Source organism: Paracidovorax citrulli (genome assembly GCF_900100305.1).
GTDB classification, from domain to species: domain Bacteria; phylum Pseudomonadota; class Gammaproteobacteria; order Burkholderiales; family Burkholderiaceae_C; genus Paracidovorax; species Paracidovorax citrulli.
This window is the reverse complement of record NZ_FNEY01000001.1, coordinates 62,092-86,935: the sequence shown is the minus strand read 5'-3', so window position 1 is coordinate 86,935 and position 24,844 is coordinate 62,092. Positions and strand designations below refer to the sequence as shown.

The window sequence follows — 24,844 nt, the reverse complement described above, 5'->3', positions numbered from 1 at the left end:
TTCAGGTGCGTCCCAGCGGCATGGCACCGCGCGCGGACCACCACAAGCCCAGCAGGCGCAGTGCCCGCCCCGCGCCGGCTCCCGCGAACACGCCGTAGAGCAGGCTGACCGTCCCGGCGAACAACGGATCGCCCGACATCGCCGGATGCGGGGCGGCGCGAAGGGTTGCGCCGGATGGATGAACGGCGGGGGCCGGTGCCATACTTTCCCGCAGAGGCTCTTCCCATGCACATCCCCACGCCCCAGGCCCCCGTCGGCGGCACCGCGCCGCTCCTGCCGCCCGGCACCACGGTGCTCGAACGCGGCTGGCTTTCGGCCAACAACATCGTCTGCGTGGGAGAAGACGCGGCGGCCGTGGTGGACACGGGCTACTGCGCGCATGCGGCCCAGACGGTGGCGCTGGTGGCGGCCGCCCTGGAGGGCCGGCCCCTGGCGCTCATCGCCAACACCCACCTGCACAGCGACCACTGCGGCGGGAACGCGGCGCTGCAGCAGGCCTGGCCGGCGGCGCGCACCTGGTGCCGCCCGGGCAGGCCGAACACGTGCGCGACTGGGATCCGCAGGCCCTGAGCTATACGCCCACGGGGCAGGACTGCCCGCGCTTTCGCATGGACGGCCTGCTGCAGCCCGGAGGCACGGTGCGCCTGGGCGCGCACGACTGGCAGATCCATGCCGCGCCCGGGCACGACACGCATTCCGTGGTGCTGTTCGAGCCCCGGCACCGGGTGCTGCTGTCGGCCGACGCGCTCTGGGAGAACGGCTTCGGCGTGGTGTTTCCTGAACTGGAAGGCGAGCACGCGTTCGAGGATGTCGCAGCCACCCTGGACCTGATCGCCGGGCTGGCGCCGCGCACCGTCGTGCCCGGGCACGGTTCCGTGTTCACCGACGTGGAGCGCGCGCTCGGCGCCGCGCGGCGCCGGCTCGACGGGTTCGTGCGCGCGCCGGAGCGGCACGCGCTCTATGCCGCCAAGGTGCTGATCAAGTACAAGCTGCTCGAATGGCAGAGCGTGCCGCTCGCCCGGCTGCACGCCTGGGCCGAGGCCACGCCGTATTTCGGCCTGCTCCATGCCGGCCATTTCGCGGACCGGCCCCGCCCCGCATGGCAGGAGGCGCTGGTGCACGACCTCGTGCGCAGCGGAGCCGCCCGGCTGGAAGGGGAGACGCTGCACAACGCCTGAAGGGAGCGGGCCAGGGCCAGGCCGGCGTTGCCGCTGGACGGAGCGCGCGTGGCGCTCCCGTCCGTTCTCAGGGCAGTTCGCGGCTCGGGTCCGGCGTGGCCGCGTCGCGCGGGCCCACGTTGCCGAGCCGGCCCTTGAGCGACTGTGGCTGGCCCGTCAGGATCGCGGCATACATCGTGGTGTTGGAGAGCACCTTCTTGACGTAATCGCGTGTTTCCGAGAACGGGATGTTCTCGGCCCAGATCGCGGCCTCCAGCACAGGACCGTTGCGCCAGTTGCGCGGCCGGCCGGGACCGGCGTTGTAGGCGGCCGCAGCCATGGGCATGGAGCCCTCGAAGTCGTCGAGAGCGAGCTTGAGGTAGGCCGTGCCGATGGCGATGTTGGTGTCGCGGTCGTTGATCTGCTCGGGCGTGAAATCCGCCATGCCGATCTTGCGGGCCGTCCAGCGCGCGGTGGCCGGCATGACCTGCATGAGGCCCGACGCGCCGACGCCCGAGCGGGCATCCATGATGAAGCGGCTTTCCTGGCGGATGAGACCATAGACGTAAGCCGGGTCCAGTCCGATGGACTGAGCGCGCGCCACGACCGCACTGCGGAATGGCATGGGGAAGCGCTGGCCCACGTCGGCAAACGACTTGGTGCGTTCGCTGGTGTTGATGCAGCGGTCCCAGATCTCGCGCTGGCAGGCGAGATCGGCGGCGGCGAGCAGTTCCCGGTCGCCCATGCCGCCCGGCGAGTGCAGGTTGGTGGTGTAGTTCCATTCGCGCACGCCTTCGTGCCGCAACCCCAGGCCGATGGCGTAGAGGCTGCGCACGAAGCCCGGGTTCGCGCGCGCGGCGGCCTTTTCCTCGGGCGTGGGCGGCAGCGGCGGCGCGGGCGGGACCACGCGCTGGCCGAGTTCCTCCAGTGCGAGCTGCTCGTAGAAGCCGCCCGGGCCCGCGATGCGTTCGAGCAGTTCGCGCGCCTTCGCCCGGTCTTCGTCGCCCGGGCGGTTGGACAGCCAGGCCCGCGCACGCCAGTAGGTCCATGCGGGATCCTGCCGCCCCGCCGGGCTCATCGCGTCGATGGCGCGGGCCACCTGCTTCCACTGGCCCGCGCGCAGGGCGGCGCGCACCTTCCAGCCGAGCATGTCGTCGGTCAGGTCGGCATCCCTGGAGACATTGCCGAAATAGCCCAGCGCGTCCGGCGACAGCGCCACGGCGGACTGCTTGCCGATCACGCCCCACACCCAGTTGCGCTCTTCCGGGCTGAGCTGCGGACCCCATTTGGAATCCAGCAGGCGGGCCGCGGTGCCGGGGTCCGACATCGCCATCTTGATGAGGGACAGCACCACCAGTTCCTGCCGCATGCGGCCCGGTGCCGTGGCACGGCTCGCGAGGAACTTGGCGGGCGCGTCGAACACGTCGCGCAGCAGCGGCAGCGCCTCGGGAGCGACGATACCGACCGCATTGCGCGTGGCGCGCGCACGATTGGCCTCGGCCGCCAGCCGGGCCTTGCGCCACACGTCCAGCGCAGCGATGCGCTTGTCGGAGAAGAACTCGGCCGCGGCGTGCGTGCAGCCGTCGTCCGCCTCGCGCAACCCGTACCAGTTGCGCAATACCTCGTCGGCCGCGCCGGGGGCCGCGGAGCCCTTGATCTGGTCCACGAGCAGGGCGTAGCAGCGCACTTCGCGGTCGTCGTTCATGCGGTAGAGCGCATGCAATTCGCTGAACTGCGCCCAGTCGCGGCGCTGGCCGACGAGCAGCAGCCAGTCGTTGCGCAGCCGGTCTTCCTGGTAGGTGCCGGCGTAGCGCTGCAGGAAGGCCGACACGTCCTGCGGCGTGGCCTGGTCGAGCCGGGCGCGCAGTTCCCAGTAGGCGCCCCAGGGTTCCAGCACGTGGCCGCGCACGTCCGGCAGGAGCTGCGCGAGCCGCGCGCGGTCGCCCTTGCGGTAGGCCTGCTGCATTTGTAACAGCGCCTCATCGCCCCGGTTTTGGGCCTGGACAGGCGCCGACGCGGAGGCGAACGCCGCGGCAGCCAGGAGCGATGTCAGAATCGTGAGCAATTGCATTGGGGAATTATGTGATGGACAAAACAGCCCTGCGACGCGCATTGATCGAGGAACGCCTGAACCTGCCGGACCGCCTACAGCGGGCCGATCTTCTGCAACGCGTGATGCGCATCTGGCTGGTGGACCGCCCGGACACCGTCATCGGCGCCTACTGGCCCATCAAGGGCGAGTTCGACCCCCTGCCCGCGCTGCACCGCTGGAAGGAGGATGGCGAACTGCTGGACGAGCCCCAGCGCCGCCGCATCGGCCTGCCGGTGGTGAACAAGGAACACAAGACCCTCACCTTCCACGCATGGTATCCCGGCTGCCCGATGGAAGAGGATGCCTATGGCATCCCGAAGCCCAAGGACACCGAGGTCATCGTGCCCACCCTGCTGTTCGTGCCCTGCGTGGGCTACGGCCCCGGCGGCTACCGCCTGGGATATGGCGGCGGCTTCTACGACCGTACGCTCGCCACGCTGTACCCGGTGCCCACCACCGTGGGGCTGGGGTTCACCCACGGCTTCCTGGAAGACTTTGAACCAGAGCCTCACGACCTGCCACTCGACGCAATTCTCAATGACAACGGGGTCGTCTGGCCATTGAAGTGACTCCCCCCTGAGCCGCCTTCGGCGCCTCCGTGCAGTGCGGGTTCCAGGGCCGCACGCCAGGCAACCGTCGCACGGAGCCATCTCCATGCCAACGCACCGAAGGCAAGGCCAGGCAGTGACTGTCAGGGCGCCGGGGGCAAGTCGCTCGCGAAGGCGAAGCACTCCGCCCCGGCCTGCGGGCCGCGGCGCTTGCTGGCGTACATGGCGGCGTCGGCGGCGCGCAGCAGGGATTCCAGGGTCTGGCCGTCGCCGGGATGGCTGGCGATGCCCACGCTGAGGCCCACCGACAGGTTCCGGCCTTCGAAGCCGAGGGGCACGGCCACGGCATGGGCCATGGCGCGGGCCTTGTCCGCGAGGGCCGTGCGCGGCGGTGATCCGGCCAGGAGCACGGCGAATTCGTCGCCGCCCAGGCGTGCGATCAGGTCGCCTTCGCGCAGCAGGGCGCGCAGGCGCTGCACCAGGGCCACCAGCACGGCGTCGCCCGCCGCATGGCCGTAGGTATCGTTCACGGCCTTGAAGCCGTCCAGGTCCAGCAGCATGAGCGTGAACGGCTCGCCGGCCTCCAGGGCCGCCCCGGCACGGCGCGCCAGTCCGGCGCGGTTCGCCGCGCCCGTGAGGGCGTCCGTGCCCAGCACCTCCACCAGTTCGCGGGTACGCCGGCCGAGCGCCTGTTCGGACATGCGGAGCATGCGCAGCCGCGACGCCATGGCGGCGGCGAAGATGACGGTTTCCGCCACGAGCGCGGCCTGGGTCAGGTCCATCTGGCCCGGCGTCCAGGCCACCCAGCCCCAGCTCGCGACGATGATCGCGCAGATGCCCAGCAACAGCAGCAGCACGCCGGCGCTGTAGAGCACGGCGGGCCAGTAGCGCCTGCGCATCGCGATCAGCGCGCCGGCGGCCAGCACCACGGTGGACACCATCACCGACGCCTGCACGGCCCGGAACAGCCAGAGCGGATGGGGGCCGGACAGCCCGTACACGGTCGCCGCGCCCAGCGCCGCGACCAGTGCGAGCACCAGGCGATCGATGCGCGGCGCGTAGTGCGAGAGGCGCAGCAGGCTGCGCCCGAACAGCAGCTTGGACATGGCCCAAAGCGGCGGCGCCAGGGTGTAGAAGAGGCCCGCTGCCGCCGGCCAGTGGGCGAACGGATAGCGCAGCGTGTGCCCGTTCAGGCTGGCCAGCGCCAGCAGGGCACAGGCGCACGAGAGCGAATACCAGGCATAGATGCCCTCGCGGAACACCAGCAGCATCGCGAGGCTGAAGGCCAGCAGGCCCAGCAGCAGGCCATAGCAGGCACCGTCGAACATGCGCTTGTCCTGCGTGGCCTGCAGGTAGTCGGCCAGATCCCAGGCCCTGGCGGCATAGAAACGGGCGAAGGTCGATTCCACGCGGAAGTACGCCGTGTACGTCCGCTCATCCGGCAGCCGGAAGCGCCAGGCCATCTGCTCCGATCCCGCCGGCCGCGTGGCCCACGGATGGCGCATGCCCGTCACCACGGGCGGCGCCAGCGCGCGGCCGTCCGGGCCGTAGGGCCCGTAGAAGCGCAGATCGTGGGTGGACACCGTGGGCACGACCAGCAGCCATTCGCGCAGGGCGTCCGCCGGATCGGCCAGGCGCAGCTGCACGCGGAACCAGAGCACCCGGTCGGCCTCGGCGCCCCGCAGGGGATCGTCGGGATGGGCGAAGCGTGCCGCGTTCTCCGGCGCGAGGATGTCGCCGATCCCGAGGCGTCGGCCGGGGTCCTCCAGCACCTCCATGTGGGGTACGAGCGAAATTCCGCCCTCGCGCGCCGCGAGCCCCGCAGGCTCGACGGCTGCCGCCTGCGCGGCGGGCGCCGCGAGGACCATGCACAGCCACGCCAGGGCGGCGGTGCGCAAAAGCAGCAGGCGGGCGGAAGGAAAAACCGGCACGGGACGCAATGGCCTGGCGCGCAGGGGCCGCGGCACGGGCGAGGACTGGAAAGGAAAAGGCAGCGGCGGATTGTGCCGCAGGCCGCCCGGCGCCGCGTTGCATTGATGCGCGGCATGTATCAATCGGCGGGACATACGGCATTGGCAGGCGCGGCGCATGGCCCTAGCATCGGCCTTCCCTTTCACCCCCTGCGAGTGCTGCCCATGCTCCAGCTCTACATCGGCAACAAGAACTACTCCTCCTGGTCCATGCGCCCCTGGGTGCTGCTGCGCGAGGCGGGCATTCCCTTCGAGGAAGTGGCCGTGCGCTTCGACAGCTTCGAGCCCGGCTCCCGCTTCAAGCAGACCCTGCAGGCCGTGAGCCCTGCCGGCAAGGTGCCCGTGCTCGTCGATGGCGGCATCACCGTGTGGGACACGCTCGCCATCGCCGAATACCTTGCGGAACGGTATCCCGACAGGCACCTGTGGCCCCGGGACGCGGCGGCCCGTGCGCAGGCGCGCAGCGTGACCGCCGAGATGCACAGCGGCTTCGGCGCGCTGCGCAGCGCCTGCCCCATGAACATCGAGGCCCATCTGCCGGAGACGGGCGCCCTGCTCTGGCGCGACCGGCCCGGCGTGCGCGCCGACGTGCAGCGCCTCGTGGAAATGTGGGGCGCCCTGCTGCGCGAGCACGGCGGCCCGCTGCTCTTCGGGGACCGGTTCACCATCGCGGACGCCTTCTTCGCGCCCGTGTGCATGCGCCTGCGCACCTATGCCCTGCCCGTGCCGGAGCCGATCGCCGCCTACGTGGAGCACGTGGCCTCGCGGCCCGGCGTGAAGGCGTGGATCGACGCGGCGCTGGCCGAACAGGACTTCCTGGATTTCGAGGAACCCTACCGGCTCGGGCGCTGATCAGCCCTGGCGGAACTGCTTGCGCAGGAAGGCGCGGTGCCGCGCGATGTGCGCCATCTGCGCCGGCGCGATGGAGCCGCCCAGGTCCTCGTCCTCGGTATTGAGCACCCGGTTCGCGCAGGCCAGCGCCCGCGCCACCACCTCTTCCTGGGGCACGCCCTGCTGCGCGGCGAGCTCCATCGCCACGCTGCGCATGGCGCGCTGCGACAGCACCCACATCGCGGCGAAGGCGTCCCAGGCCGCCGCCGTTTCCTTGAACCGGTCACGCTCGGCCAGGATCTCGCTGAGCGGCTTGTCCAGCACTTCCTGCAGCGACTCCAGCCGCTGCTTCAAGGCCTCGGCCTCCTCCTCGCGGCGCAGCGCCTCCACGGCCGCGTTGGCGGCGGCATCCGGCGATTCGGGCACGGGCACGCTGCCGTCGGGGTTCATCTGGGCGATGGTGAGGGAGGAGGAAAGAGACATGGGCGGGGCATAAAAGTCGCTGGCGACTATACGCCCGGAATATGGCCCCTCCGCGGCCGCAGGGAGGCTTCGCGCTGTCAGCGCATGGCTTCGCACGGCACAGCACATCTACACCGCCTTGCGAATATGTTGGTGCCACCCGTCGCCCCCCAACGCGTCCAGGCACACCCCAAGCATCCGCTCCCACCCCCATGCTGACGCCCCTGCATTCCACCCGGCGCGATACCGGTTTGCCATGTCCTCCACCGCAAAACGCAGCGGAGGGGGGACGTGAGGCCTCGCGCTCGCCCGGCTCCAGCAGCCGGCTTGCTTCGCCGCAAGGACTGGAGGCGCGCCCGGTGCACGGTGCGGCGCCCACCCGCCGCCGCGGTCCGGATTTCGACGAGGAGTTGGCCGCACAGCGCAAGCCGCACCTGCTGTCTTACCTGCGCCTCCTGGAAAGCCGGATGGCGGACAGGACGGAACGCCCGGTCACGGGCGACACCAACGAGGACATGTACCACCTCGACGACCTGATGCAGGCACTCAACACCGCTGATCCATCGCTGCAATTGCGCAGGTACGCCTTCGAATTCGACCAGCGATGCACAGGGCTGGCGCAATCGGGCCTGGTGTCCCACCTCCTGCAGGGCATGCAGAATCAGGCGCAGTGGAATGCGATCTTCGACCGGGACGGCAAGCACCGGTCCGCCGCCAGCATACGGTGCGCGGAACATGCGGCCTCGTTCGTGGTCGTGGACAGCCTTGCTGCGGACAGCATCACCGAGAAGGCGCATACCGACATATGGCAGCGTGTGCTCGGCCAATTGCAATGGTTTCTCGAACGGAAGCGGAACTTTGCCGAACCCCACGTGCAGCTGCGGGCCCATGTCGTCTTCACCCATGCCCAGAAATCCAGCGAGGGGTGCACGATCTTCGCCTTGTCGGCCGCCAGAAAGATGGCCTCCGCCACCGCGATCGCGGACCTCCATCAGCAGGCACTTGCGCCCCGGCCATCGGACTCCTGGGCTGAGCCCGAGGTGAAATTCCTGGCCGCCAGCGTGCTGCCGCCGGCCTTCATGAAGCATGCGACCTCCGCCAGCGTGCTGCGCGACTATCTGGAAAAGCGCCGCCAGGGGCCGGTGGCCCTGGAACCCGGCCACGGCGCCGTCAACAAGCGCGGGGAGACGCTGCTTGAACGGCATGCCGCCTACGCGGTCACGCGGCCCAAAGCACCTGCGCCAGAGCCGACGTGGATGACGCCGATCCTCCAGTGCCTCGGGCTGGACACGGGCCCGAACATGGTGACCTACAGCGACTCCTACGCCCATAAGCGCATCGAGTTCGTGCGCCTGGCGCTGGCGCACTTCGCACCTCCCGTGACCGGCTCGTCCCCGCAGTAGGGCTTCGATCCGCGGCGGCTCCCCAGTGCACCGTACACTGCCCGCATGCAGATCTACATGGTGGGCGGCGCCGTGCGCGACCGGCTTCTGGGCCGCCCGGTGAACGACCGCGACTGGGTGGTGGTGGGCGCCACGCCCGGTGACCTGGCCGCGCGCGGCTTCCTGCCCGTCGGGCGCGATTTTCCCGTCTTCCTCCATCCCGAGACGCGCGAGGAATACGCGCTGGCGCGCACCGAGCGCAAGAGCGGGCGGGGCTACCGTGGCTTCGTGGTGGACACGGCCCCGGACGTGACGCTGGAGCAGGACCTGTCGCGCCGCGATCTCACCATCAACGCGATGGCGGTACGCGGCGAAGACCCTGCGGCATGGGAACTGGTCGATCCATACGGCGGCGCGCGCGACCTGCAGGCGAAGCTGCTGCGCCACGTGACCGACGCATTCCGCGAAGACCCGGTACGCATCCTGCGCGTGGCGCGCTTCGCCGCGCGCTTCACCGATTTCTCCGTCGCTCCGGAAACCATGGCGCTCATGCGGGAGATGGTCGATGCCGGCGAGGCGGCCGACCTCGTTCCCGAGCGCGTCTGGCAGGAGATCGCGCGCGGCCTGATGGAAGCCGCCCCGTCGCGCATGTTCGAGGTGCTGCGCGGCTGCGGCGCCCTGGCGGTGCTGCTGCCCGAGCTGGACCGGCTCTGGGGCGTTCCGCAACGCGCCGAATACCATCCCGAGGTGGACACCGGCGTGCACGTGATGATGGTGCTGGACATGGCCGCACGGCTGCATGCACCGCTCGCCGTGCGCTTCGCCAGCCTCGTCCACGACCTGGGCAAGGGCACGACGCCGGCCGACGTGCTGCCGCGCCATATCGGGCACGAGCAGCGCAGCGCCACCCTGCTGGCCGATGTGTGCGAGCGCCTGCGGGTGCCCGTGGAATGCCGCGAGACCGCCGACGTGGTCGCGCGCGAGCACGGAAACATCCACCGCAGCGCGGAGCTGGGCGCAGCGGCCCTGGTGCGGCTGCTGGAGCGCTGCGACGCGCTGCGCAAGCCCGCCCGTTTCGCCGACGTGCTGCTGGCCTGCGAGTGCGACGCGCGCGGCCGGCTGGGATTCGAGGAGACGCCTTATCCGCAGCGCCAACGCCTGCTGGGCGCGCTGCAGGCGGCACGCTCCGTCGATACCGCCGCCGTGGCCGCGCGGGCCCAGGCCCGCGGCGCCGCCGGCCCGCAGGTGGGCGAATGGATCCGCCGGGCGCGCGGCGACGCGGTGCAGGAGTGGATGGCGGCGCAGCCGCCCGCGGCCGGAACCTGACGGCCCCGTGCCGCGGGCCCGCGGCCTCAGGCGCCGCCGGCCGTCCGCACCCAGCGCGCGATGTCGGCGGCGCCCATCGCCCCCGAGATGCGCGCGACTTCCCGCCCCTGGCGGAACATCACCATCGTCGGGATGCTGCGGATGCCCAGGCGCGCGCCGATGGCGGGATGCGCCTCGGTGTCGAGCTTGGCGAGCCGCACGCCCGGCTCGAGCGCCCGGGCCGCCTGCGCGAAGGCCGGGGCCATGGTACGGCAGGGACCGCACCATGGCGCCCAGAAATCCACCACCACCGGAATGTGGCTGCGTTCGGTATGGCGCCCGAAGGAGGCATCGTCGAGCGCCACGGGCTCGCCCGTGAAAAGCGGCCGGTGGCACTGCCCGCAGTCCGCCTCGACCGTGCCGGGCGGCGCGGCCAGCCGGTCGGCCGCGATGCGGTTGGTGGTGTGGCAGTGCGGGCAGACGATGTGCAGGGATTCGGGCATGGGCGGCAGATGCGCGGCGCTGCCTGGGTTTTCAAGGCGCGCGCATGGCGGCTGGGCACGCCTACAGGGCGCCAGCCTCGCGGACTACAGGCTCGGCAATGCCATCTGGTAAGGTATGTGCCAATGCAAAAGCCACCGTTGCTGACCGCGCGCCACGCGCTGTTTCTCGACTTCGACGGCACGCTTGCCGACATTGCACCGCACCCCGATGCGGTGCAGGTGCATCCGGGCGTGGTGCCGGCCCTGCGGGTCCTGCACGAACGCCTGGAGGGCGCCCTGGCCATCGCCACGGGCCGCACGCAGGCCGATATCGATCACTTCCTCAGCCCCCTGCAGCTGCCGCTGGCCTGCGAACACGGCGCCCAGTACCGGATGGGCAACGGCGTCATCGGCGGCGTGCCGGCCCCCGATCTCGCACCCGTGGTGCGTGCCGTGCAGCCGCTGCTGGACCGTTATCCAGCGCTGGTGCTCGAACGCAAGAGCGCGGGCATGGCGCTGCACTACCGCCAGGCGGTGGAGCTGGAGCCGCTGTGCCGCGCCGCGCTCGAGCATGCGCTGGCGCAGGCGCCCGGCCTGGAACTCATGCAGGGCAAGTGCGTGCTGGAGATCAAGCCCTCCGGGCCGAACAAGGGCCGGGCGATCGCCGACTTCATGCGCCAGACGCCGTTCGCGGGCCGCATCCCCGTGTTCGCGGGAGACGACGTGACCGATGAATACGGCTTCGATGCGGCCCAGGCGCTCGGCGGCATCGGCGTCAAGATCGGAACCGGCGACACCCGGGCGCTGGCACGCTGCGGCGACACCACGGAGCTGCGCGAGTGGCTGTTCCAGATGGCATCGCCGGAAGGGTTTCCCGCATGACATCTCCGGCCTCCACGCCCCCTGCGTCGGCCCCGGCCCCGGCATCCGCTGCCGCCAGCGCCGCCGCGGCCGCGGCGGCCAGCGCGCCGACCTTCGCCGACGGCAACCTCGGGCTGTCGCACGATCCGCTGCCGCGCCCGCCGGGCTTCGCTGCGCCCGGGGAGGCCTCGCTGTCGCTCGGCATGGTGGGCAACTGCGCGGTCAGCGCGCTGGTGGACGCGAACGCCCACATCGTGTGGTGCTGCCTGCCACGCTTCGACGGCGATCCGGTGTTCAACGCCCTCATCCAGCCCGGCGAACAGGGCAGCCGATTCGCGATCGAACTGGAAGACCAGGTCGAGAGCCGCCAGTGGTACGAGCCCAATACCGCGGTGCTGCGCACACGCCTGACGGACCGCTCGGGCAACAGCATCGAGGTGACCGATTTCGCGCCGCGGTTCCACGCACGCTCGCGCTTCTTCCGCCCCATGCTGCTGGTGCGCCGCGTGCGCCCCGTGCAGGGCTCGCCGCGCATCCGCGTGACGGCGAACGTGCGCTTCGGCTGGGGCAGCGAGAAGCCCGGCGTCACGCGCGGCAGCAACCACGTGCGCTTCGTGGGCGCGGACCAGACGCTGCGGCTGAACACCGATGCCCCGCTCTCGCACGTGCTCTCGGGCCAGCCGTTCGTCATCTCGCGCGAGTACAACTTCCTGCTGGGCGCGGATGAATCGCTGCCCTTCGGCATCGCGGACACCGCCCGCTCCTACGAGCAGGAGACCGTGGCCTACTGGCGCCAGTGGACGCAGCGCCTGGCGGTGCCGCTGGAATGGCAGGACGCCGTGATCCGCGCGGCGATCACGCTCAAGCTCTCGCTCTACGAGGACACCGGCGCGATCGTCGCGGCCATGACGACGAGCATCCCCGAATCCGCCCACAGCGGCCGCAACTGGGACTACCGCTACTGCTGGCTGCGCGACGCATTCTTCGTGGTGCGTGCGCTCAACAGCCTGTCCGAGACGGCCACGATGGAGGACTACCTGCGCTGGCTGAGCAACGTGGTGGTGGAGGCCAGCAGCGGTCACATCCAGCCGCTCTACGGCATCGGCCTGGAGCGGGAGCTGCCCGAATATTTCGTGCCGCAGCTGGCCGGCTACCGCGGCATGGGACCGGTGCGCGTGGGCAACCAGGCGGCGGAGCACTTCCAGCACGACGTGTACGGCAACATCGTGCTCGGCGCGGCCCAGGCCTTCCATGACCGGCGCCTGCTGCATCCGGCCGGGCCGGCGGAGTTCGCCCGCATGGAGCAGATCGGCGAGCTGGCGGTGAAGGTATATGGCACGCCGGACGCCGGCATGTGGGAGCTGCGCACGCGCGCGAGGGTGCACACCTCTTCCGCGCTCATGAGCTGGGCCGCCTGCGACCGGCTGGCCAAGATCGCCGATTCGCTGCAACTCAGCGACCGCGCCGGCTACTGGCACGGCCACGCGCGGCGCATGAAGGACGAGATCCTGGAGAAGTCCTGGAGCGACAAGCGCCAGGCCTTCGCGGAAAGCTTCGGCGGCAGCGAGCTGGACGCCAGCGTGCTGCTGATGGCCGAGGTGGGCCTGATCGACCCGCGCGACCCGCGCTTCGTGAGCACCGTGGACGCCATGGAGCAGACGCTCTGCGACGGCCCCTACATGCGCCGCTACGAGGCCGCGGACGACTTCGGCAAGCCCGACACGGCCTTCAACATCTGCACGTTCTGGCGCATCGACGCCCTGGCGCGCATCGGCCGCCGCAGCCAGGCCCGCGAGATCTTCGAGGCCATGCTCGCCGCCCGCAACCCGCTGGGCCTGCTGTCGGAAGACACGCACGCGCAGACGGGCGAGATGTGGGGCAACTTCCCGCAAACCTATTCCATGGTGGGCATCATCAATGCCGCCATGCGCCTCTCGGCGCCCTGGGACAGCGTGATCTGACGGGCGCCCGCCTGGATTGAAAAACAAGGAATTCCCATGAGCCGACTCGTCGTCATTTCCAACCGCATCGCCGATCCCCGCAAACCCGCCGCAGGGGGGCTGGCCGTGGCCCTGGGCGAGACGCTGAGCCGCACCGGCGGCATGTGGTTCGGCTGGAGCGGCACCATCACCGAGGACGGCGTGCCCGGCGAGGGCAAGCTGCAGACGCGGCAGGCGGGCGGCGTGACGCTGGCCACGGTGGACCTGTGCCAGGAGGACCACGACAGCTACTACGCGGGCTACAGCAACAGCGTCCTGTGGCCGGTGTTCCACTACCGTCTGGACCTGGCCGACCTCAACGCAGGCTATATCGCGGGCTACCGGCGCGTGAACCAGATGTTCGCGCGCAAGCTGCTGCCGCTGCTGAAGGAGGACGACATCCTCTGGGTGCACGACTACCACCTGATCCCGCTCGCGGCCGAGCTGCGCGCACTGGGCTGCAAGCAGCGCATCGGCTTCTTCCTGCACATCCCCGTGCCACCGCCGCTCATCATGGCGGCCATCCCGCAGCACGAATGGCTGATGCGATCGCTGTTCGCCTACGACCTCGTGGGCCTGCAGAGCGAGGCCGACGTGTCCCACTTCACGCAGTACCTGAGCAACGAGGGCGGCGCCGAGAGCGTGGGCCCGCAGCGGCTGCGCGCCTTCGGCGGCACGGTGCAGGTGGGGGCGTTCCCGATCGGCATCGACGTGGACGAGTTCGCGCGCCTCACCGCCGCGCCGGACGCGGTGCAGACCTACGAGGCGATGAAGGACGAATATTCGCGCCGCCGCCTGCTGATGGGCATCGACCGGCTGGACTACTCCAAGGGCATTCCGCAGCGGGTGCGTGCCTTCCGCGAACTGCTGGCGCGCTATCCCGAGAACCAGCACAGCGCCACGCTCATCATGATCGCGTCCCCGACGCGCGACAGCGTGAACGCCTATGCCGACCTGCGGCACGAACTCGAGGGCCTGTGCGGAGCCATCAACGGCGACCACGGCGACCTGGACTGGATGCCCGTGCGCTACATCCACCGCACCGTGGCCCGCAAGCGCGTGCCCGGGCTGTGCCGGGCCTCGGCCGTGGGACTGGTCACGCCGCTGCGCGACGGCATGAACCTCGTGGCCAAGGAATACGTGGCGGCGCAGGACCCGGAAGACCCCGGCGTGCTCGTGCTCTCGCGCTTCGCGGGCGCGGCGGAGCAGATGAAGGAAGCGCTGCTGGTGAACCCGTACGACACCCAGGGCATGGCCGACTGTATCCAGACCGCGCTGCGCATGCCGCTCGCGGAGCGCCAGCAGCGCCACCAGGCCCTGATGGACCGCATCCGCCGGCACGACATCCACTGGTGGCGGCGCACCTTCCTGGAGGCGCTGGAGAAGGCGCAGGACTGAGCCGGCACGGGCACAATCCGCACATGGCCCAAGGCAAACGCATCTCCGTGGACATCTCCGAGGACGCCCTGCAGGCGATCCGCGCCCTGGGTGCGGCGGCGAAGCAGGCACGACTGGCGGCGGGCGACGGCCAGTCCGCGGCCGCGGCGCGCCTCGGGGTGCACGTGCAGACGATCGGCCGCATCGAATCGGGCGAGCCCGGCGTCGCCATCGGGCACGTCGTGGGCCTGCTGGCGCTCTACGGAGCCGCCGTCACCGCCAGCACTCCGGCCGCCGGGCCCTGAGCCTGCCCGCGCTCAGCCGGCCATGGCAAGCGCCGCGTAATCCCCTATCTGGTGCCCCAGGCCGGCCGGCACCACCAGCACGCCGCCGGTGAGCGCGGGCAGGCGGCCCGATACTTCGGCCTGCAGGCGGGGCAGCAGGAAATCCTGGTGGTGCAGGAATACGCTCCCGCCGACGCTGATGCGCTGCAGGTCCAGGATGGCGACGAGGTTGTAGAGCATGCGGCCGAGCACGCGGCACATCTGTGCCACGGCCTCGGCGGCGGCGGCATCCCCCTGGCGCGCGGCGCCGATCAGGCCGCCGGCATCGCGGCCCCAGCGGCGCGGGATGGCGTTGCCCGCCACCAGCGATTCCACGTCACCCACGTTGCCGCAGCCGCAGGCGGCCTCGGGCGGGCCGTCGCTGGAAAAGCTGTGGCCCGCGTGCCCCGCGTTGCCGTTCTTGCCGCGCAGCACGCTGCCGTCCACGCACAGGCCCACGCCGATGCCGGTGCTCCAGGTGACGTAGGCACAGTGGTCCTGCCCCTGCAGCGCCCCCCAGCGGCGTTCGGCCACCAGGGCCGCCACCGCGTCGTTCTGCACGTTCACGCGGCCCAGGGCTTCGGCCAGCGGCGCCTGCAGCGGGATGCTCGTCCAGTCGTTGGGCAGCAGGCTGCGGTCGGCACCGGGCAGGCCGCCGCAGATGTTCGGCGTGGAGACCTCGACCATGCCGTCCTGCAGGATAAATGGCCCGCAACTCGCCACGCCGGTGGACTGCAATTGCGCGCGCGATATGCCGGCCTCGGCACAGGCCTCGTCCACCATGCGCAGGCACTGGCGCGCCAGCGCGTCGGGCGGCCCTTCCTTCACGGTCGGCTCGCTGCGCCGCGCCACGAGCGCGGCCCGGTCCGTTCCCGCGGGCGCCAGCGCCACCGCGACCTTCGTTCCCCCTATGTCGATACAAGCTCTCATCGCCACCTCGGTCGATCGGAAAAGGCGCCGCGCCATGCCGGCGCGCGCCGTGAAACATCGAGCCGGCAGTATGGATGCAACCGGCGTGGCTGCAGTGTAGGCCGGGGGCGCCGGGTGCACACTGCGGGTCGATACACCAACCCGCAGACAACCATGCAAGTCATCCATTGCACCCTCGAACAACTCGATGCCATCGCCGGGCTGTTCAACGAATACCGCATCTTCTACGAGAAGGACAACGACCTCGCGGCCTCGCGGGCCTTCATCCAGGCCAACCTCCGGGAGAAACGCTCCGAGATCTTCCTGCTCCTCGACGACAACCGCCAACCCGCAGGCTTCTCGCAGCTCTATCCAGCGACCTGCTCTCTGTCCATGCGGCCTTACTACTACCTTTCAGATCTCTACATGGCCAAGACCTGTCGGCAGAAGGGATACGCCCGGTATCTGATGAACCACATTACCGACCATTTCTCGAAGGCAGGCGCCCAGCGCCTGACGCTGGACACCGCCACGAGCAACAGGGCGGCTCAAAGCCTGTACGAGTCGCTGGGCTACGAACGGGAAGAGGTGTACATCACCTACCACCAACTGCTCGGGAATTCGCCCGCATGAGAGCTGCCGCTTTCTCCGATGCGGCAGGACCGCATCGGAGAAAGCGGGCTTCAGCCCATCACAGCGAGTAGCCGAGCATCATCGCCACACCCGCCTCCTTGTTGGGACGGCTGAAGCTCTCGCGCGTCAGCCGGCCCACCGGGATGGCGATCTGGTTGTTCAGGAACCACTTCTTGTAGATGGGATCGATCTCGCGGCTGGTGTAGAGCTTGCCGAGCGTGCGGTCCACCACGGTCATGAGCGCGGTGTCGTTCTTGCGCACCATGATGGCGTAGGGCTCCACGGACAGCACGAAGTGGCCGAGCGCCAGGGCGTCCTGCGCCTTGTTGCGGGCCACCAGGCCGAGCAGCAGCGAGTCATCCTGGGCGAACGCCTTCACCGTCCCGGCGCGCAGGGCCTTGAACGCTTCGTCGTTGTTGTCGAAGACCTTGACCTTGGCCTTCACCTCGTTCGCCGTGAGCTGGGTGAGCAGCTTCTCGGAGGTGGAGCCCTTGCTCACGGCCACCGTCATGCCGGCGAGGTTCTGCACCGTGTCGGCCTTGGTGCCCTTGGGCACGAGCACGCGGATGCCCGCCACGAACATGGTGGGGCCGAACGCCACCCGCTCCTGCCGCGCCTTGGTGTTGGTGGTGGAGCCGCACTCCAGGTCGATCTCCCCCGCTTCCAGCTTCGGGATGCGCTCGGCGGCGCTCACCGTGCGGTACTTGACCTCCAGGTCCTTGAGCTTGAGCGTGTTCTTGATTTCCTCGACCACCGCCTGGCACAGGTCCACCGAATAGCCGGCCGCCTTGCCGCCGTTCTGGGCGTCCACGAACGAGAAGGGCCAGGCCGATTCGCGCACCCCCAGGGTGATGGTGCGGGTCTGCTGGATGCGGGCCATCGTGTCGGCAGGCGCCTGGGCCAGGACGGGAGCGGAAAGGGCGGAAAAGGCCGCGGCGAGCGCCAGCAGCCGGAAAGAGCGGCGGATCATGGGAGAGGACCGGATCGAGAAGGAAGGAAAAGTAAGAGGAAGGGGTGGTGGAGCCAAAGCCAGGCAATCACTGTGCCAGGGGAAAACGCCGTGCATGTGACGCCCTCGCCCGTGCTCAGATCCACTTGGCGACCAGGCTGGCCAACGCACTGAGCAGCAGGGTGCTGGCCAGGGGCAGGTGCCACTCGCGCCCGAACAGGCGGAAATGGAAATCCCCCGGAAGGCGCCCCACGCCGAGCCGCTGCAGGAAAGGCGCCAGCCCCTGGAGCAGCACCAGGGCGAGGAAGACGACGATGAGCCAGCGCAGCATGCCGCGAGTGTAGGTGCAGAGCCGGTTCGACGCATCCCCCCCGGTGCGCCGGGACAACGGGTGGGTGGGCTGGGCTTTCCGCGGAAGGGAATGCACATACCACAAGGTTGTGACTTTCTCACCTGCCGATCAAGTCGCACCAGGTCCAGGTTCTCCCGGCAGCGCAGATTTAGACGCCGTGCGCCGCCGCGTCGGTCTTCGGGGGCGGAAGCGCTCCGGGCCCGCGGCACCCGCGGGGCGCTACAGCCGGTGCGTGCGGTCCCCGCGCGCGAAGCCCACCGGCGTCCAGGCCGGCACGCCCGCGCCCACGGCCAGCACCTTGAAGAGTTCGCCCATCTCGTGCTCCATCATGAGCTTGGCGGCCTGCGCGCGCTGCGCCTGCGGCAGCGGCTCCAGCAGGGAGAGCAGGCCGCAGTTGATCAGGAAGTGCGCCTGCGTGGTGTAGCCCAGCACGTCCAGCCCCGCCTCCTGCGCGGCCAGGGCCATGGCGGTGAAATTGACGTGCGCGGTGATGTCCTTCGCCCCCACGTCGGAGAGCGGGTCGGAATCGACCTGGTGGGCCCGGTGGCACACCAGCGTGCCCATGTGGCGCTGCGGGTGGTAGTACTCGGCCTCGGGGAAGCCGTAATCGATCAGGAAAGCCGCGCCGCGCGCGAGGCGCTGCCCCAGCATGCGCAGGAAGCCCTCGCCCTGCGCATGGATCTCGGTGAGGTAGTCCTGCGGGCCCTCGGGCTCGACGGGCGGGCGCAGGGCCGTGGGGCGGTCCTCCCAGGCGAAGCGGGGGACGCCGCCGTCAGCGGGTTCCACGACCACGCCGCGCTCGTGCCACGTGCCGCCTTCCGCGCCGCCGTGGCGGGCCAGCAGTCGGACCGGCATGGCGTCGAGCACCTCGTTGCCCACCACCACGCCCTCGATGCGCTCCGGCAGGGACTGGGCCCATTGCACGCGGTCGCCCCAGGGCGCGAGCCGTTCGCGCTGGCGCTCGCGCAGGCTGCCCGACAGGTCCACGATGGTGTAGCGCCGCACGCAGTCGCCCAGCGCCTCCAGCAGCTGGGCGGCCAGCGCGCCGGAACCGGCGCCGAACTCCCATACGTCGTGCGTGCCGGTGGCGTCCAGTGCCTCGCGCACCTGCCGCGCCAGGGCCTGGCCGAACACGGGGGACATTTCCGGCGCGGTCACGAAATCGCTGCCGGACTGCGGCAGGGCACCGAACTTCGGCAGCGCGTTGGCGTAGTAGCCCAGGCCGGGCGTGTAGAGGGCCCATTCCATGAACCGGTCGAAACCGGTCCAGCCGCCGGCCTCGGCGATACCGTCGGCGATGCGCCGGGCCAGGGCGCTCGATAAACTGGGGGGCTGTTCTGTCGTCGTCACGGCCCGATTGTCCCCCATGCCCTCTTCCGCTTCTCCCCGTACCGTGCTGGTCACCGGCGCCGCCCGGCGCCTCGGCCGCGAGATCGCCCTGGCGCTCGCCGCCGCGGGCTGGCGCGTGGCCGTGCATTACCGCGGCTCGCGCGAGGAAGCCCTGCGCACGGCCGCCGACTGCGCCGCGCGCACGCCGGGCAGCGCGGTGTTTGATGCCGACTTCCACGACGAAGCCGCCGTGCGCGCCCTGCTGCCGCGCGTGGCCGCGGAACTCGGCACGGTGGATGCCGTGGTCAACAGCGCCTCGCTCTTCGAGCACGACGATGCGGCAAGCTTCGGCTTCGCGGCCCTCGAAAAACACCTGCGCAGCAACACCGCCGCGCCGATCCTGCTGGCGCAGGCGCTGCATGCGCATCTCGCCGCGCGCAGCGGCGCGGGGGCCGATACCGAGGCAGCAGCCGGCGCAGAGGCCGGCGCCCGCCCTCTGCAGGGCGTGGTCGTGAACCTGCTCGACCAGAAGCTCTGGAACCCGAATCCCGATTTCCTGAGCTACACGCTCTCCAAGGCCGCGCTCGAATCGGCCAACACCCTGCTGGCGCAGGCCCTGGCCCCGCGCGTGCGCGTGGTGGGGGTGGCGCCCGGGCTCACGCTGACCAGCCACATGCTGTCCGACGAGAAATTCCGCGAGCTGCACCGGCAAAGTCCCCTGGGCCGCTCCTCCACGCCCGAGGACGTGGCCGCCGCCGTGCGGTTCGCGCTGGAGAACCGCTCCATCACCGGCACCACGCTGCTGGTGGACGGCGGGCAGCACCTGATGCGCTTCGAGCGCGATTTTTCGCTCATGTGACGCCGGCCCCGCGCCCTTTCCGCTCCGCCTTTTCCTTCTCCTTTTTCCTTCCACAGCCATCATGTCCATGCACCACGACGGCGGCCTGCAGATCCTCACGCTCACCGGACTGCGCTTCGATGCCAACCTGGGCATCCTCGACCACGAGAAGACCGCGCCCCAGCCCATCCAGGTGGATGCGGAGCTCAACCAGGGCCGCCAGCCGCTGCTGCCGCACGACGACGACATCGGCCACGTGCTGGACTACCGCAAGGTGCGCCAGATCATCATCGACGAATGCACGGCCGAGCACGTCAACCTGCTCGAGAGCCTGATCGGCAAGCTCACGCGCCGGCTGATGCAGTTGCCCGGCGTGCTCGGCGTGCGCGTGAAGATCGCCAAGCTCGAAATCTTCGACGACTGCGAGGTGGCGATAAGGATGGAATGCGGGGAATGGTGACCCCGGCGGCCTGACATTCAGCAGCAGCGGCCGATGCGCCCGTTGCCGCCATAGCGCGCGTCCTGGCGCTCCCGGAAGAACTCGGCGTAGCTCATGACCGGCTCTCCGGGATGCGTGCGCTCGCGGTGGGTCAGGTAGGCATCGTAGTCGGGCAGGCCCACCATGAGGCGCAGCGACTGCGCCAGGTAGCGCCCGCCCGTGGCGACGGCTTGCACGGCCCCGCGCGCTGCCTGCAGCGGCCGGCCCGCGGCGCTGCGGGCGCCGCTTCCGTTCCCGCTGCCATCGGCCGCCGGACTCACCGCGCGCCCTCCGGCAGGGCCTCGAACGGGGTCTCCTGCGCCGTGGGACGGTTGGCGGCGCGGGCCTGCAGGCAGGCGCGCACGCTATAGACCAGCACGCTCAGCACCACGAAGATGAACAGCGCGCAGAGCCCGGCGTTGATGCGGTCGTTGAGCACGATGCGCGACATGGCCTCGGCCGTCTTGGCCGGCGCGATCACCGTGCCCTGGGCGATGCCCTCGGCGTACTTCGCTGCGTGCGACAGGAAGCCGATCTTCGGGTCGGCCGAGAAGATCTTCTGCCAGCCGGCCGTGAGCGTGCACGCCAGCAGCCAGGCGGCCGGGGCGATGGTCACCCAGGCGAAGGCCTCGCGCTTCATGCGGAACAGCACCACGGTGCCCAGCATCAGCGCCACGGCGGCCAGCATCTGGTTGGAGATGCCGAACAGCGGCCACAGCGTATTGATGCCGCCCAGCGGATCGACCACGCCCTGGTAGAGGAAGTAGCCCCAGGCGCCCACGCACAGCGCGGTGGCGACCAGGTTGGCCGGCAGCGAATCGGTGCGCTTGAGCGCGGGCACGAAGCTGCCCAGCAGGTCCTGCAGCATGAACCGGCCCGCGCGCGTGCCGGCGTCCACCGCGGTAAGGATGAACAGCGCCTCGAACAGGATCGCGAAGTGGTACCAGAAGGCCATCATGGCCGGCCCGCCCACCACCTGGTGCAGGATGTGCGCCATGCCCACGGCGAGCGTGGGCGCGCCGCCGGCGCGGCCCAGGATGGTGTGCTCGCCCACGTCCTTCGCGGTCTGCACCAGCATGTCGGGCGTGATCACGAAGCCCCAGGTGGAGAGCGTCTGCGCCACCGCCTCGGGCGTGGTGCCCACGAGCGCCGCGGGGCTGTTCATCGCGAAGTAGATGCCGGGGTTGATGCACGAGGCGGCCACCAGCGCCATCACGGCCACGAAGGATTCGGCCAGCATGCCGCCGTAGCCGATGTAGCGGGCGTGGGTCTCGTTCTCCAGCATCTTGGGCGTGGTGCCCGAGGAGATCAGCGCGTGGAAGCCCGAGACCGCGCCGCAGGCGATGGTGATGAAGAGGAACGGGAACAGGCTGCCCGACCAGACGGGGCCGTTGCCCTGCGCGAACTGCGTGATCGCCGGCATCTCCAGCGTGGGCGCCACCACCACGATGCCGATGGCCAGCGCCACGATGGTGCCGATCTTCAGGAAGGTGGAGAGGTAGTCGCGCGGCGCGAGCAGCAGCCACACCGGCAGCGAGGCGGCGACGAAGCCGTAGCCGATCAGCATCCAGGTGAGCGTGGTGCCCGAGAAGGTGAAGGCCGGGCCCCAGGTGGGGTGCGCGGCCACGGCCTGCCCGCCGAAGATCGCTGCCATCAGCAGCACGAAGCCGATGATGGACACCTCGGCGATGCGGCCCGGGCGCAGGAAGCGCAGGTACACGCCCATGAAGAGCGCCACGGGGATGGTCGCCGCCACGGTGAACGCGCCCCAGGGCGACTCGGCCAGCGCCTTGACCACGATCAGCGCCAGCACGGCCAGGATGATGATCATGATCATGAAGGTGCCGAAGAGCGCGATCAGCCCCGGCACGGTGCCCATCTCCTGCTTGACGAGGTCGCCCAGCGAGCGGCCGTCGCGCCGCGTGGAGATGAAGAGCACGATGAAATCCTGCACCGCCCCCGCGAACACCACGCCGGCCAGCAGCCACAGCAGGCCCGGCACGTAGCCCATCTGCGCGGCCAGGACGGGGCCCACCAGCGGCCCCGCGCCCGCGATGGCGGCGAAATGGTGGCCGAACAGCACATGCTTGTTGGTGGGCACGTAGTCCAGCCCGTCGTTGTGGCGCCAGGCCGGCGTGGCGCGCCGGGCGTCCAGCCCCAGCACGCGCCGGGCGATGAACAGGCTGTAGTAGCGGTAGGCGATGAGATAGACGCAGACCGCCGCGACGACGATCCAGAGCGCGCTGACGGCCTCGCCGCGCGTCAGCGCGACGGTGCCGAGCGCCCAGGCGCCGAGCACGGCGATGCAGAGCCACACCAGGTGGCGGCGGATGAGGGGCATGGACTTGTCTCCTGAATGCGGGATCGGCCCCGGTGGCCCGGGGGCAGGCCAGTATCCCGGCCAGGGGCGCCGCGCGCATCCGCCCTGCCACGTAGGCGGGCCGGGTGGAATTTCGTAAGGGACAACCCTAGGACTGTCGACAGGCCCCGGGCGTCAGCGGCCCGTGTCGAAGCGCTTGGCGTGCTCGACGGCATAGCGGATCAGCTCCGCCAGGCTGCCCAGCTCCAGCCGCCGGCGGATGTTCTGCCGGTGCGCCTCCACCGTGCGCACGCTCAGGCCGAGATCGCAGGCGATCTGCTTGCTGGAGGCGCCCCGGCCCAGCGCCGCCAGGATCTCGCTCTCGCGCGGGGTGAGCAGCGGCTTGGGGGCCTGGTTGCGGAAGAGCCGCTGCGACACGGCCGGGCTGAGGAAGGTGCCTCCCGCGGCCACCGCCTCCAGCGCCGCGACCAGCTCGGACGCCGGCGCGTCCTTGAGCACGTACCCGCTGGCGCCCACCTGCAGGGCGCGCTGCACGTACTCGGGGTTGTCGTACATGCTCAGCATGAGTACCCGCGGGGCGCCGTCGCCGGCCAGCAGGCGGGCGGCGAAGTCCAGGCCGCTCACGTCCTTCATGCCCACGTCCATGAGGACGATGCCGGGCGCCAGCCGCGCGATCAGCGGTCCGGCCTCTTCCGCGCCCGAGGCCTCGCCCACGATCGCCACCCAGGGCAGGCTGCCCAGGCGCGCGCGCAGGCCGTCGCGCACCAGGGCATGGTCATCGACGAGGAACAGGCGGACGGGACGCTCCAGCGGAGCGATGGCAGCAGCGGTCATGCGGGCTCCATCCTATCCGCGGGCACCTCGGCCACCACGCGCGTGCCGCCCGCGCCCGAACGCACCTGCAGCCGGCCGCCGATGGCCGCCATGCGCTCGTGCATGTTGCGCAGGCCGATGCCGCGCCGCGGATCGTGCTGCAGCGCCGCGGGATCGAAGCCCCGCCCGTCGTCGCGCACCTCCAGCTGCACGCCGCCGCCCACGCATTCCAGCGTCACGTGCACCTGCCGCGCCTGCGCATGCTTGCGCACATTGGTGAGCGCCTCCTGGGCGACGCGGAACAGCGCGGTGGTGACGTCCTGCGGCAGCGGACCCGGCGGCTGGGCCACGTCGGCGGAGGCCGCCACCGGGCCATGTTCGCCGAAGGCGCGGGCCAGGTGCTCCAGCGCGGCGGGCAGGCCCAGGGTGTCCAGCAGCGCCGGGCGCAGCTCGTGCGACAGGCGCCGCACCTCGCCCAGGGCCTCGTTGAGGTGCTGGAGCGCGGTGCCGAGGGTGGCCGGCGCCGGGCGCTCGCGCTCGATCTCCTCCACCGCCGACTCGATGAGCAGCTTGGCGGAGACCAGGGTCTGGCTGGTGCCGTCGTGCAGTTCGCGCGCCAGGTGGCCGCGCTCCTCCTCCTGCGACTGCACCACACGGCGCGCGAGCAGGCGCAGGCGGGCCTCCGACAGGCGGTGCTCGCTGAGGTTGAGCAGCAGCCCGCAGGCGCTGATCGCCGCGAAGCCCAGGGCGGCGAACCCCGCGATCCACCACATCGTGGTGCCCACGTTGGAGCCCACCTGGCGCTCCAGGCCGGCCTGCGTGGCCTCGATGTCGTCCAGGTACAGCCCCGTGCCCACCATCCAGTTCCAGTGCGGCAGGGCGATCACGTAGCCCAGTTTCGGCGCGAGCTGCCCGCCGAGGGAAGGCTTGGGCCAGGAATACTCCACGAAGCCGCCGCCGGCCTGCGCCTGCGCGATGAGCTGCTGGATGGTCGGCCGCCCCTGGGGATCGCGCAGGTCCCACAGCATCCTGCCCACCAGTTCCGGCTGGCGCGAGTGCATGAGGGAGCGGCCCTGCATGTTGTAGACGAAGAAGTAGCCGTCGCTGCCGTAGTCCAGCGCGGCCAGGCGGCGCATCGCCTCTTCCCGCGCCTTCGGGTCGTCGCCGCCCGCCTCGTAGAGCGGCCGCACGGTGCTCACCGCCAGGTCCACGTAGCTGCGCAGCTCGCTGCGGCGCTGCTGCAGGTACGACTGCTCCACCAGGGCGCGCTCGCGCCGCGCGAGGTCCTGCGCCTGGTGGCGCACCAGGGCCGTCACCAGCGCCAGGGTGACGAGCAGCGGCACCACCGCCAGCGCCACGATCTTCGTGCGCAGGCGGGCCGCGGGGTCCGCCGCGCCGGCCGCGGACGCGCCGTCCGGCGGGGCTCCGCGAAATACGTCCTTGCCTGTTCCCAT

Annotated in this window: 24 protein-coding genes and 1 pseudogene; 12 read left to right on the top strand and 13 right to left on the bottom strand. The window is 70.6% G+C overall.

Annotation, left to right across the window (positions count from 1 at the left end):
- Nucleotide 1 precedes the first annotated feature (1 nt).
- Complete coding sequence (locus BLR99_RS23625; protein ID WP_266104290.1) at nt 2–124, bottom strand: hypothetical protein; 123 nt, start codon at nt 122–124, stop codon at nt 2–4.
- Nucleotides 125–225: 101 nt separating this feature from the next.
- Here BLR99_RS23625 and BLR99_RS00390 point away from each other — a divergent pair.
- Nucleotides 226–1,178: pseudogene (locus BLR99_RS00390) on the top strand (MBL fold metallo-hydrolase).
- 67 nt (nt 1,179–1,245) lie between these two features.
- On the opposite strand, the gene BLR99_RS00385 reads toward BLR99_RS00390, so the two are convergent.
- The gene (locus BLR99_RS00385; RefSeq protein ID WP_061855823.1) at nt 1,246–3,228 is read right to left on the bottom strand and encodes a lytic transglycosylase domain-containing protein; all 1,983 of its coding nucleotides are present in this window, start codon (nt 3,226–3,228) and stop codon (nt 1,246–1,248) included.
- Nucleotides 3,229–3,242: 14 nt separating this feature from the next.
- On the opposite strand from BLR99_RS00385, the gene BLR99_RS00380 reads away from it, so the two are divergent.
- Nucleotides 3,243–3,818, top strand: coding sequence for a 5-formyltetrahydrofolate cyclo-ligase (locus BLR99_RS00380; RefSeq protein ID WP_011797218.1), 576 nt, complete (start codon nt 3,243–3,245; stop codon nt 3,816–3,818).
- A gap of 122 nt (nt 3,819–3,940) precedes the next feature.
- On the opposite strand, the gene BLR99_RS00375 is transcribed toward BLR99_RS00380, so the two are convergent.
- Nucleotides 3,941–5,728, bottom strand: a complete 1,788-nt coding sequence (locus BLR99_RS00375) for a diguanylate cyclase (protein WP_228193952.1) — start codon at nt 5,726–5,728, stop codon at nt 3,941–3,943.
- A gap of 204 nt (nt 5,729–5,932) precedes the next feature.
- On the opposite strand from BLR99_RS00375, the gene BLR99_RS00370 reads away from it, so the two are divergent.
- Complete coding sequence (locus BLR99_RS00370) at nt 5,933–6,619, top strand: glutathione S-transferase family protein (RefSeq protein WP_011797220.1); 687 nt, start codon at nt 5,933–5,935, stop codon at nt 6,617–6,619.
- On the opposite strand, the gene BLR99_RS00365 is transcribed toward BLR99_RS00370, so the two are convergent.
- The gene (locus tag BLR99_RS00365; RefSeq protein WP_017438757.1) at nt 6,620–7,081 is read right to left on the bottom strand and encodes a hypothetical protein; all 462 of its coding nucleotides are present in this window, start codon (nt 7,079–7,081) and stop codon (nt 6,620–6,622) included.
- A 191-nt stretch (nt 7,082–7,272) separates the two neighbouring features.
- Between BLR99_RS00365 and BLR99_RS00360 the strand changes: the two genes are divergently transcribed.
- Together BLR99_RS00360 and BLR99_RS00355 are read left to right on the top strand one after the other, a co-directional pair.
- Nucleotides 7,273–8,463 carry a YopJ family acetyltransferase gene (locus BLR99_RS00360; protein ID WP_158296393.1) on the top strand — a complete coding sequence of 397 codons (1,191 nt, stop codon included), beginning with the start codon at nt 7,273–7,275 and terminating at the stop codon, nt 8,461–8,463.
- A 45-nt stretch (nt 8,464–8,508) separates the two neighbouring features.
- Complete coding sequence (locus tag BLR99_RS00355; RefSeq protein ID WP_048857667.1) at nt 8,509–9,768, top strand: multifunctional CCA addition/repair protein; 1,260 nt, start codon at nt 8,509–8,511, stop codon at nt 9,766–9,768.
- Between the two features lie 26 nt (nt 9,769–9,794).
- On the opposite strand, the gene trxC is transcribed toward BLR99_RS00355, so the two are convergent.
- A complete protein-coding gene (trxC, locus tag BLR99_RS00350; RefSeq protein WP_011797223.1) occupies nt 9,795–10,250 on the bottom strand; it encodes a thioredoxin TrxC in 456 nt (151 codons plus the stop codon).
- 123 nt (nt 10,251–10,373) lie between these two features.
- Here trxC and otsB point away from each other — a divergent pair, with 123 nt between their 5' ends.
- The 4 genes from otsB to BLR99_RS00330 are packed head-to-tail and all read left to right on the top strand — an operon-like array spanning nt 10,374 to nt 14,751.
- Complete coding sequence (gene otsB / locus BLR99_RS00345; RefSeq protein ID WP_074686531.1) at nt 10,374–11,111, top strand: trehalose-phosphatase; 738 nt, start codon at nt 10,374–10,376, stop codon at nt 11,109–11,111.
- Nucleotides 11,108–13,051 carry a glycoside hydrolase family 15 protein gene (locus BLR99_RS00340; protein WP_170838007.1) on the top strand — a complete coding sequence of 648 codons (1,944 nt, stop codon included), beginning with the start codon at nt 11,108–11,110 and terminating at the stop codon, nt 13,049–13,051. The genes otsB and BLR99_RS00340 overlap by 4 nt, the downstream gene beginning before the upstream one ends.
- Nucleotides 13,052–13,087: 36 nt before the next feature.
- The gene (otsA, locus tag BLR99_RS00335) at nt 13,088–14,467 is read left to right on the top strand and encodes an alpha,alpha-trehalose-phosphate synthase (UDP-forming) (protein ID WP_074686529.1); all 1,380 of its coding nucleotides are present in this window, start codon (nt 13,088–13,090) and stop codon (nt 14,465–14,467) included.
- A gap of 23 nt (nt 14,468–14,490) precedes the next feature.
- A complete protein-coding gene (locus BLR99_RS00330) occupies nt 14,491–14,751 on the top strand; it encodes a helix-turn-helix domain-containing protein (protein WP_041827601.1) in 261 nt (86 codons plus the stop codon).
- Nucleotides 14,752–14,763: 12 nt separating this feature from the next.
- Here BLR99_RS00330 and BLR99_RS00325 read toward each other — a convergent pair whose 3' ends face one another.
- Entirely contained in the window at nt 14,764–15,699 is a 936-nt protein-coding gene (locus BLR99_RS00325; protein WP_074686672.1) for an ROK family protein, read from the bottom strand.
- A 153-nt stretch (nt 15,700–15,852) separates the two neighbouring features.
- Between BLR99_RS00325 and BLR99_RS00320 the strand changes: the two genes are divergently transcribed.
- On the top strand, nt 15,853–16,311 hold the full coding sequence (locus tag BLR99_RS00320; protein WP_074686527.1) for a GNAT family N-acetyltransferase: 459 nt from the start codon (nt 15,853–15,855) through the stop codon (nt 16,309–16,311).
- Between the two features lie 58 nt (nt 16,312–16,369).
- On the opposite strand, the gene BLR99_RS00315 is transcribed toward BLR99_RS00320, so the two are convergent.
- From BLR99_RS00315 to BLR99_RS00305, 3 genes are all read right to left on the bottom strand, one after another.
- Nucleotides 16,370–17,281, bottom strand: a complete 912-nt coding sequence (locus tag BLR99_RS00315; RefSeq protein WP_017439509.1) for an amino acid ABC transporter substrate-binding protein — start codon at nt 17,279–17,281, stop codon at nt 16,370–16,372.
- Nucleotides 17,282–17,396: 115 nt separating this feature from the next.
- Nucleotides 17,397–17,591 carry a DUF2905 domain-containing protein gene (locus BLR99_RS00310; RefSeq protein WP_017439510.1) on the bottom strand — a complete coding sequence of 65 codons (195 nt, stop codon included), beginning with the start codon at nt 17,589–17,591 and terminating at the stop codon, nt 17,397–17,399.
- Nucleotides 17,592–17,831: 240 nt separating this feature from the next.
- On the bottom strand, nt 17,832–18,980 hold the full coding sequence (locus BLR99_RS00305) for a class I SAM-dependent methyltransferase (RefSeq protein WP_074686670.1): 1,149 nt from the start codon (nt 18,978–18,980) through the stop codon (nt 17,832–17,834).
- On the opposite strand from BLR99_RS00305, the gene BLR99_RS00300 reads away from it, so the two are divergent.
- Both BLR99_RS00300 and BLR99_RS00295 read left to right on the top strand, forming a co-directional pair.
- Nucleotides 18,979–19,800, top strand: a complete 822-nt coding sequence (locus tag BLR99_RS00300) for an SDR family oxidoreductase (protein ID WP_074686525.1) — start codon at nt 18,979–18,981, stop codon at nt 19,798–19,800. The two genes, BLR99_RS00305 and BLR99_RS00300, sit on opposite strands and share 2 nt — an antisense overlap.
- Before the next feature lie 67 nt (nt 19,801–19,867).
- Nucleotides 19,868–20,239, top strand: a complete 372-nt coding sequence (locus BLR99_RS00295; RefSeq protein WP_017440054.1) for a dihydroneopterin aldolase — start codon at nt 19,868–19,870, stop codon at nt 20,237–20,239.
- A 17-nt stretch (nt 20,240–20,256) separates the two neighbouring features.
- Here BLR99_RS00295 and BLR99_RS23320 read toward each other — a convergent pair whose 3' ends face one another.
- The 4 genes from BLR99_RS23320 to BLR99_RS00275 all read right to left on the bottom strand — a co-directional run bounded on the left by BLR99_RS23320 (nt 20,257) and on the right by BLR99_RS00275 (nt 24,844).
- Nucleotides 20,257–20,454 (bottom strand): YbdD/YjiX family protein, encoded by a 198-nt coding sequence (locus tag BLR99_RS23320; protein WP_041828234.1) that lies wholly within the window; start codon nt 20,452–20,454, stop codon nt 20,257–20,259.
- 80 nt (nt 20,455–20,534) lie between these two features.
- Nucleotides 20,535–22,598 carry a carbon starvation CstA family protein gene (locus BLR99_RS00285; protein ID WP_011797242.1) on the bottom strand — a complete coding sequence of 688 codons (2,064 nt, stop codon included), beginning with the start codon at nt 22,596–22,598 and terminating at the stop codon, nt 20,535–20,537.
- Nucleotides 22,599–22,751: 153 nt separating this feature from the next.
- Nucleotides 22,752–23,411: a response regulator gene (locus BLR99_RS00280; RefSeq protein ID WP_011797243.1), complete on the bottom strand. Its 660-nt coding sequence runs from the start codon at nt 23,409–23,411 to the stop codon at nt 22,752–22,754.
- Nucleotides 23,408–24,844, bottom strand: a complete 1,437-nt coding sequence (locus BLR99_RS00275; RefSeq protein WP_074686521.1) for a cache domain-containing protein — start codon at nt 24,842–24,844, stop codon at nt 23,408–23,410. The genes BLR99_RS00280 and BLR99_RS00275 overlap by 4 nt, the downstream gene beginning before the upstream one ends.

Bases quoted from the DNA above. Each gene is read 5' to 3' on its own strand.
- otsA (WP_074686529.1), top strand. From the start codon at position 13,088: ATGAGCCGACTCGTCGTCATTTCCAACCGCATCGCCGATCCCCGCAAA.
- BLR99_RS00380 (WP_011797218.1), top strand. From the start codon at position 3,243: ATGGACAAAACAGCCCTGCGACGCGCATTGATCGAGGAACGCCTGAAC.
- BLR99_RS00310 (WP_017439510.1), bottom strand. From the start codon at position 17,591: ATGCTGCGCTGGCTCATCGTCGTCTTCCTCGCCCTGGTGCTGCTCCAG.
- BLR99_RS00305 (WP_074686670.1), bottom strand. From the start codon at position 18,980: ATGGGGGACAATCGGGCCGTGACGACGACAGAACAGCCCCCCAGTTTA.
- BLR99_RS00320 (WP_074686527.1), top strand. From the start codon at position 15,853: ATGCAAGTCATCCATTGCACCCTCGAACAACTCGATGCCATCGCCGGG.
- BLR99_RS00355 (WP_048857667.1), top strand. From the start codon at position 8,509: ATGCAGATCTACATGGTGGGCGGCGCCGTGCGCGACCGGCTTCTGGGC.
- BLR99_RS00315 (WP_017439509.1), bottom strand. From the start codon at position 17,281: ATGATCCGCCGCTCTTTCCGGCTGCTGGCGCTCGCCGCGGCCTTTTCC.
- BLR99_RS00285 (WP_011797242.1), bottom strand. From the start codon at position 22,598: ATGCCCCTCATCCGCCGCCACCTGGTGTGGCTCTGCATCGCCGTGCTC.
- BLR99_RS00295 (WP_017440054.1), top strand. From the start codon at position 19,868: ATGCACCACGACGGCGGCCTGCAGATCCTCACGCTCACCGGACTGCGC.
- otsB (WP_074686531.1), top strand. From the start codon at position 10,374: ATGCAAAAGCCACCGTTGCTGACCGCGCGCCACGCGCTGTTTCTCGAC.
- BLR99_RS00340 (WP_170838007.1), top strand. From the start codon at position 11,108: ATGACATCTCCGGCCTCCACGCCCCCTGCGTCGGCCCCGGCCCCGGCA.
- BLR99_RS00370 (WP_011797220.1), top strand. From the start codon at position 5,933: ATGCTCCAGCTCTACATCGGCAACAAGAACTACTCCTCCTGGTCCATG.
- BLR99_RS00300 (WP_074686525.1), top strand. From the start codon at position 18,979: ATGCCCTCTTCCGCTTCTCCCCGTACCGTGCTGGTCACCGGCGCCGCC.
- BLR99_RS00330 (WP_041827601.1), top strand. From the start codon at position 14,491: ATGGCCCAAGGCAAACGCATCTCCGTGGACATCTCCGAGGACGCCCTG.
- BLR99_RS00360 (WP_158296393.1), top strand. From the start codon at position 7,273: ATGCTGACGCCCCTGCATTCCACCCGGCGCGATACCGGTTTGCCATGT.
- BLR99_RS00280 (WP_011797243.1), bottom strand. From the start codon at position 23,411: ATGACCGCTGCTGCCATCGCTCCGCTGGAGCGTCCCGTCCGCCTGTTC.
- trxC (WP_011797223.1), bottom strand. From the start codon at position 10,250: ATGCCCGAATCCCTGCACATCGTCTGCCCGCACTGCCACACCACCAAC.
- BLR99_RS00275 (WP_074686521.1), bottom strand. From the start codon at position 24,844: ATGGGAACAGGCAAGGACGTATTTCGCGGAGCCCCGCCGGACGGCGCG.
- BLR99_RS00325 (WP_074686672.1), bottom strand. From the start codon at position 15,699: ATGAGAGCTTGTATCGACATAGGGGGAACGAAGGTCGCGGTGGCGCTG.
- BLR99_RS00385 (WP_061855823.1), bottom strand. From the start codon at position 3,228: ATGCAATTGCTCACGATTCTGACATCGCTCCTGGCTGCCGCGGCGTTC.
- BLR99_RS00365 (WP_017438757.1), bottom strand. From the start codon at position 7,081: ATGTCTCTTTCCTCCTCCCTCACCATCGCCCAGATGAACCCCGACGGC.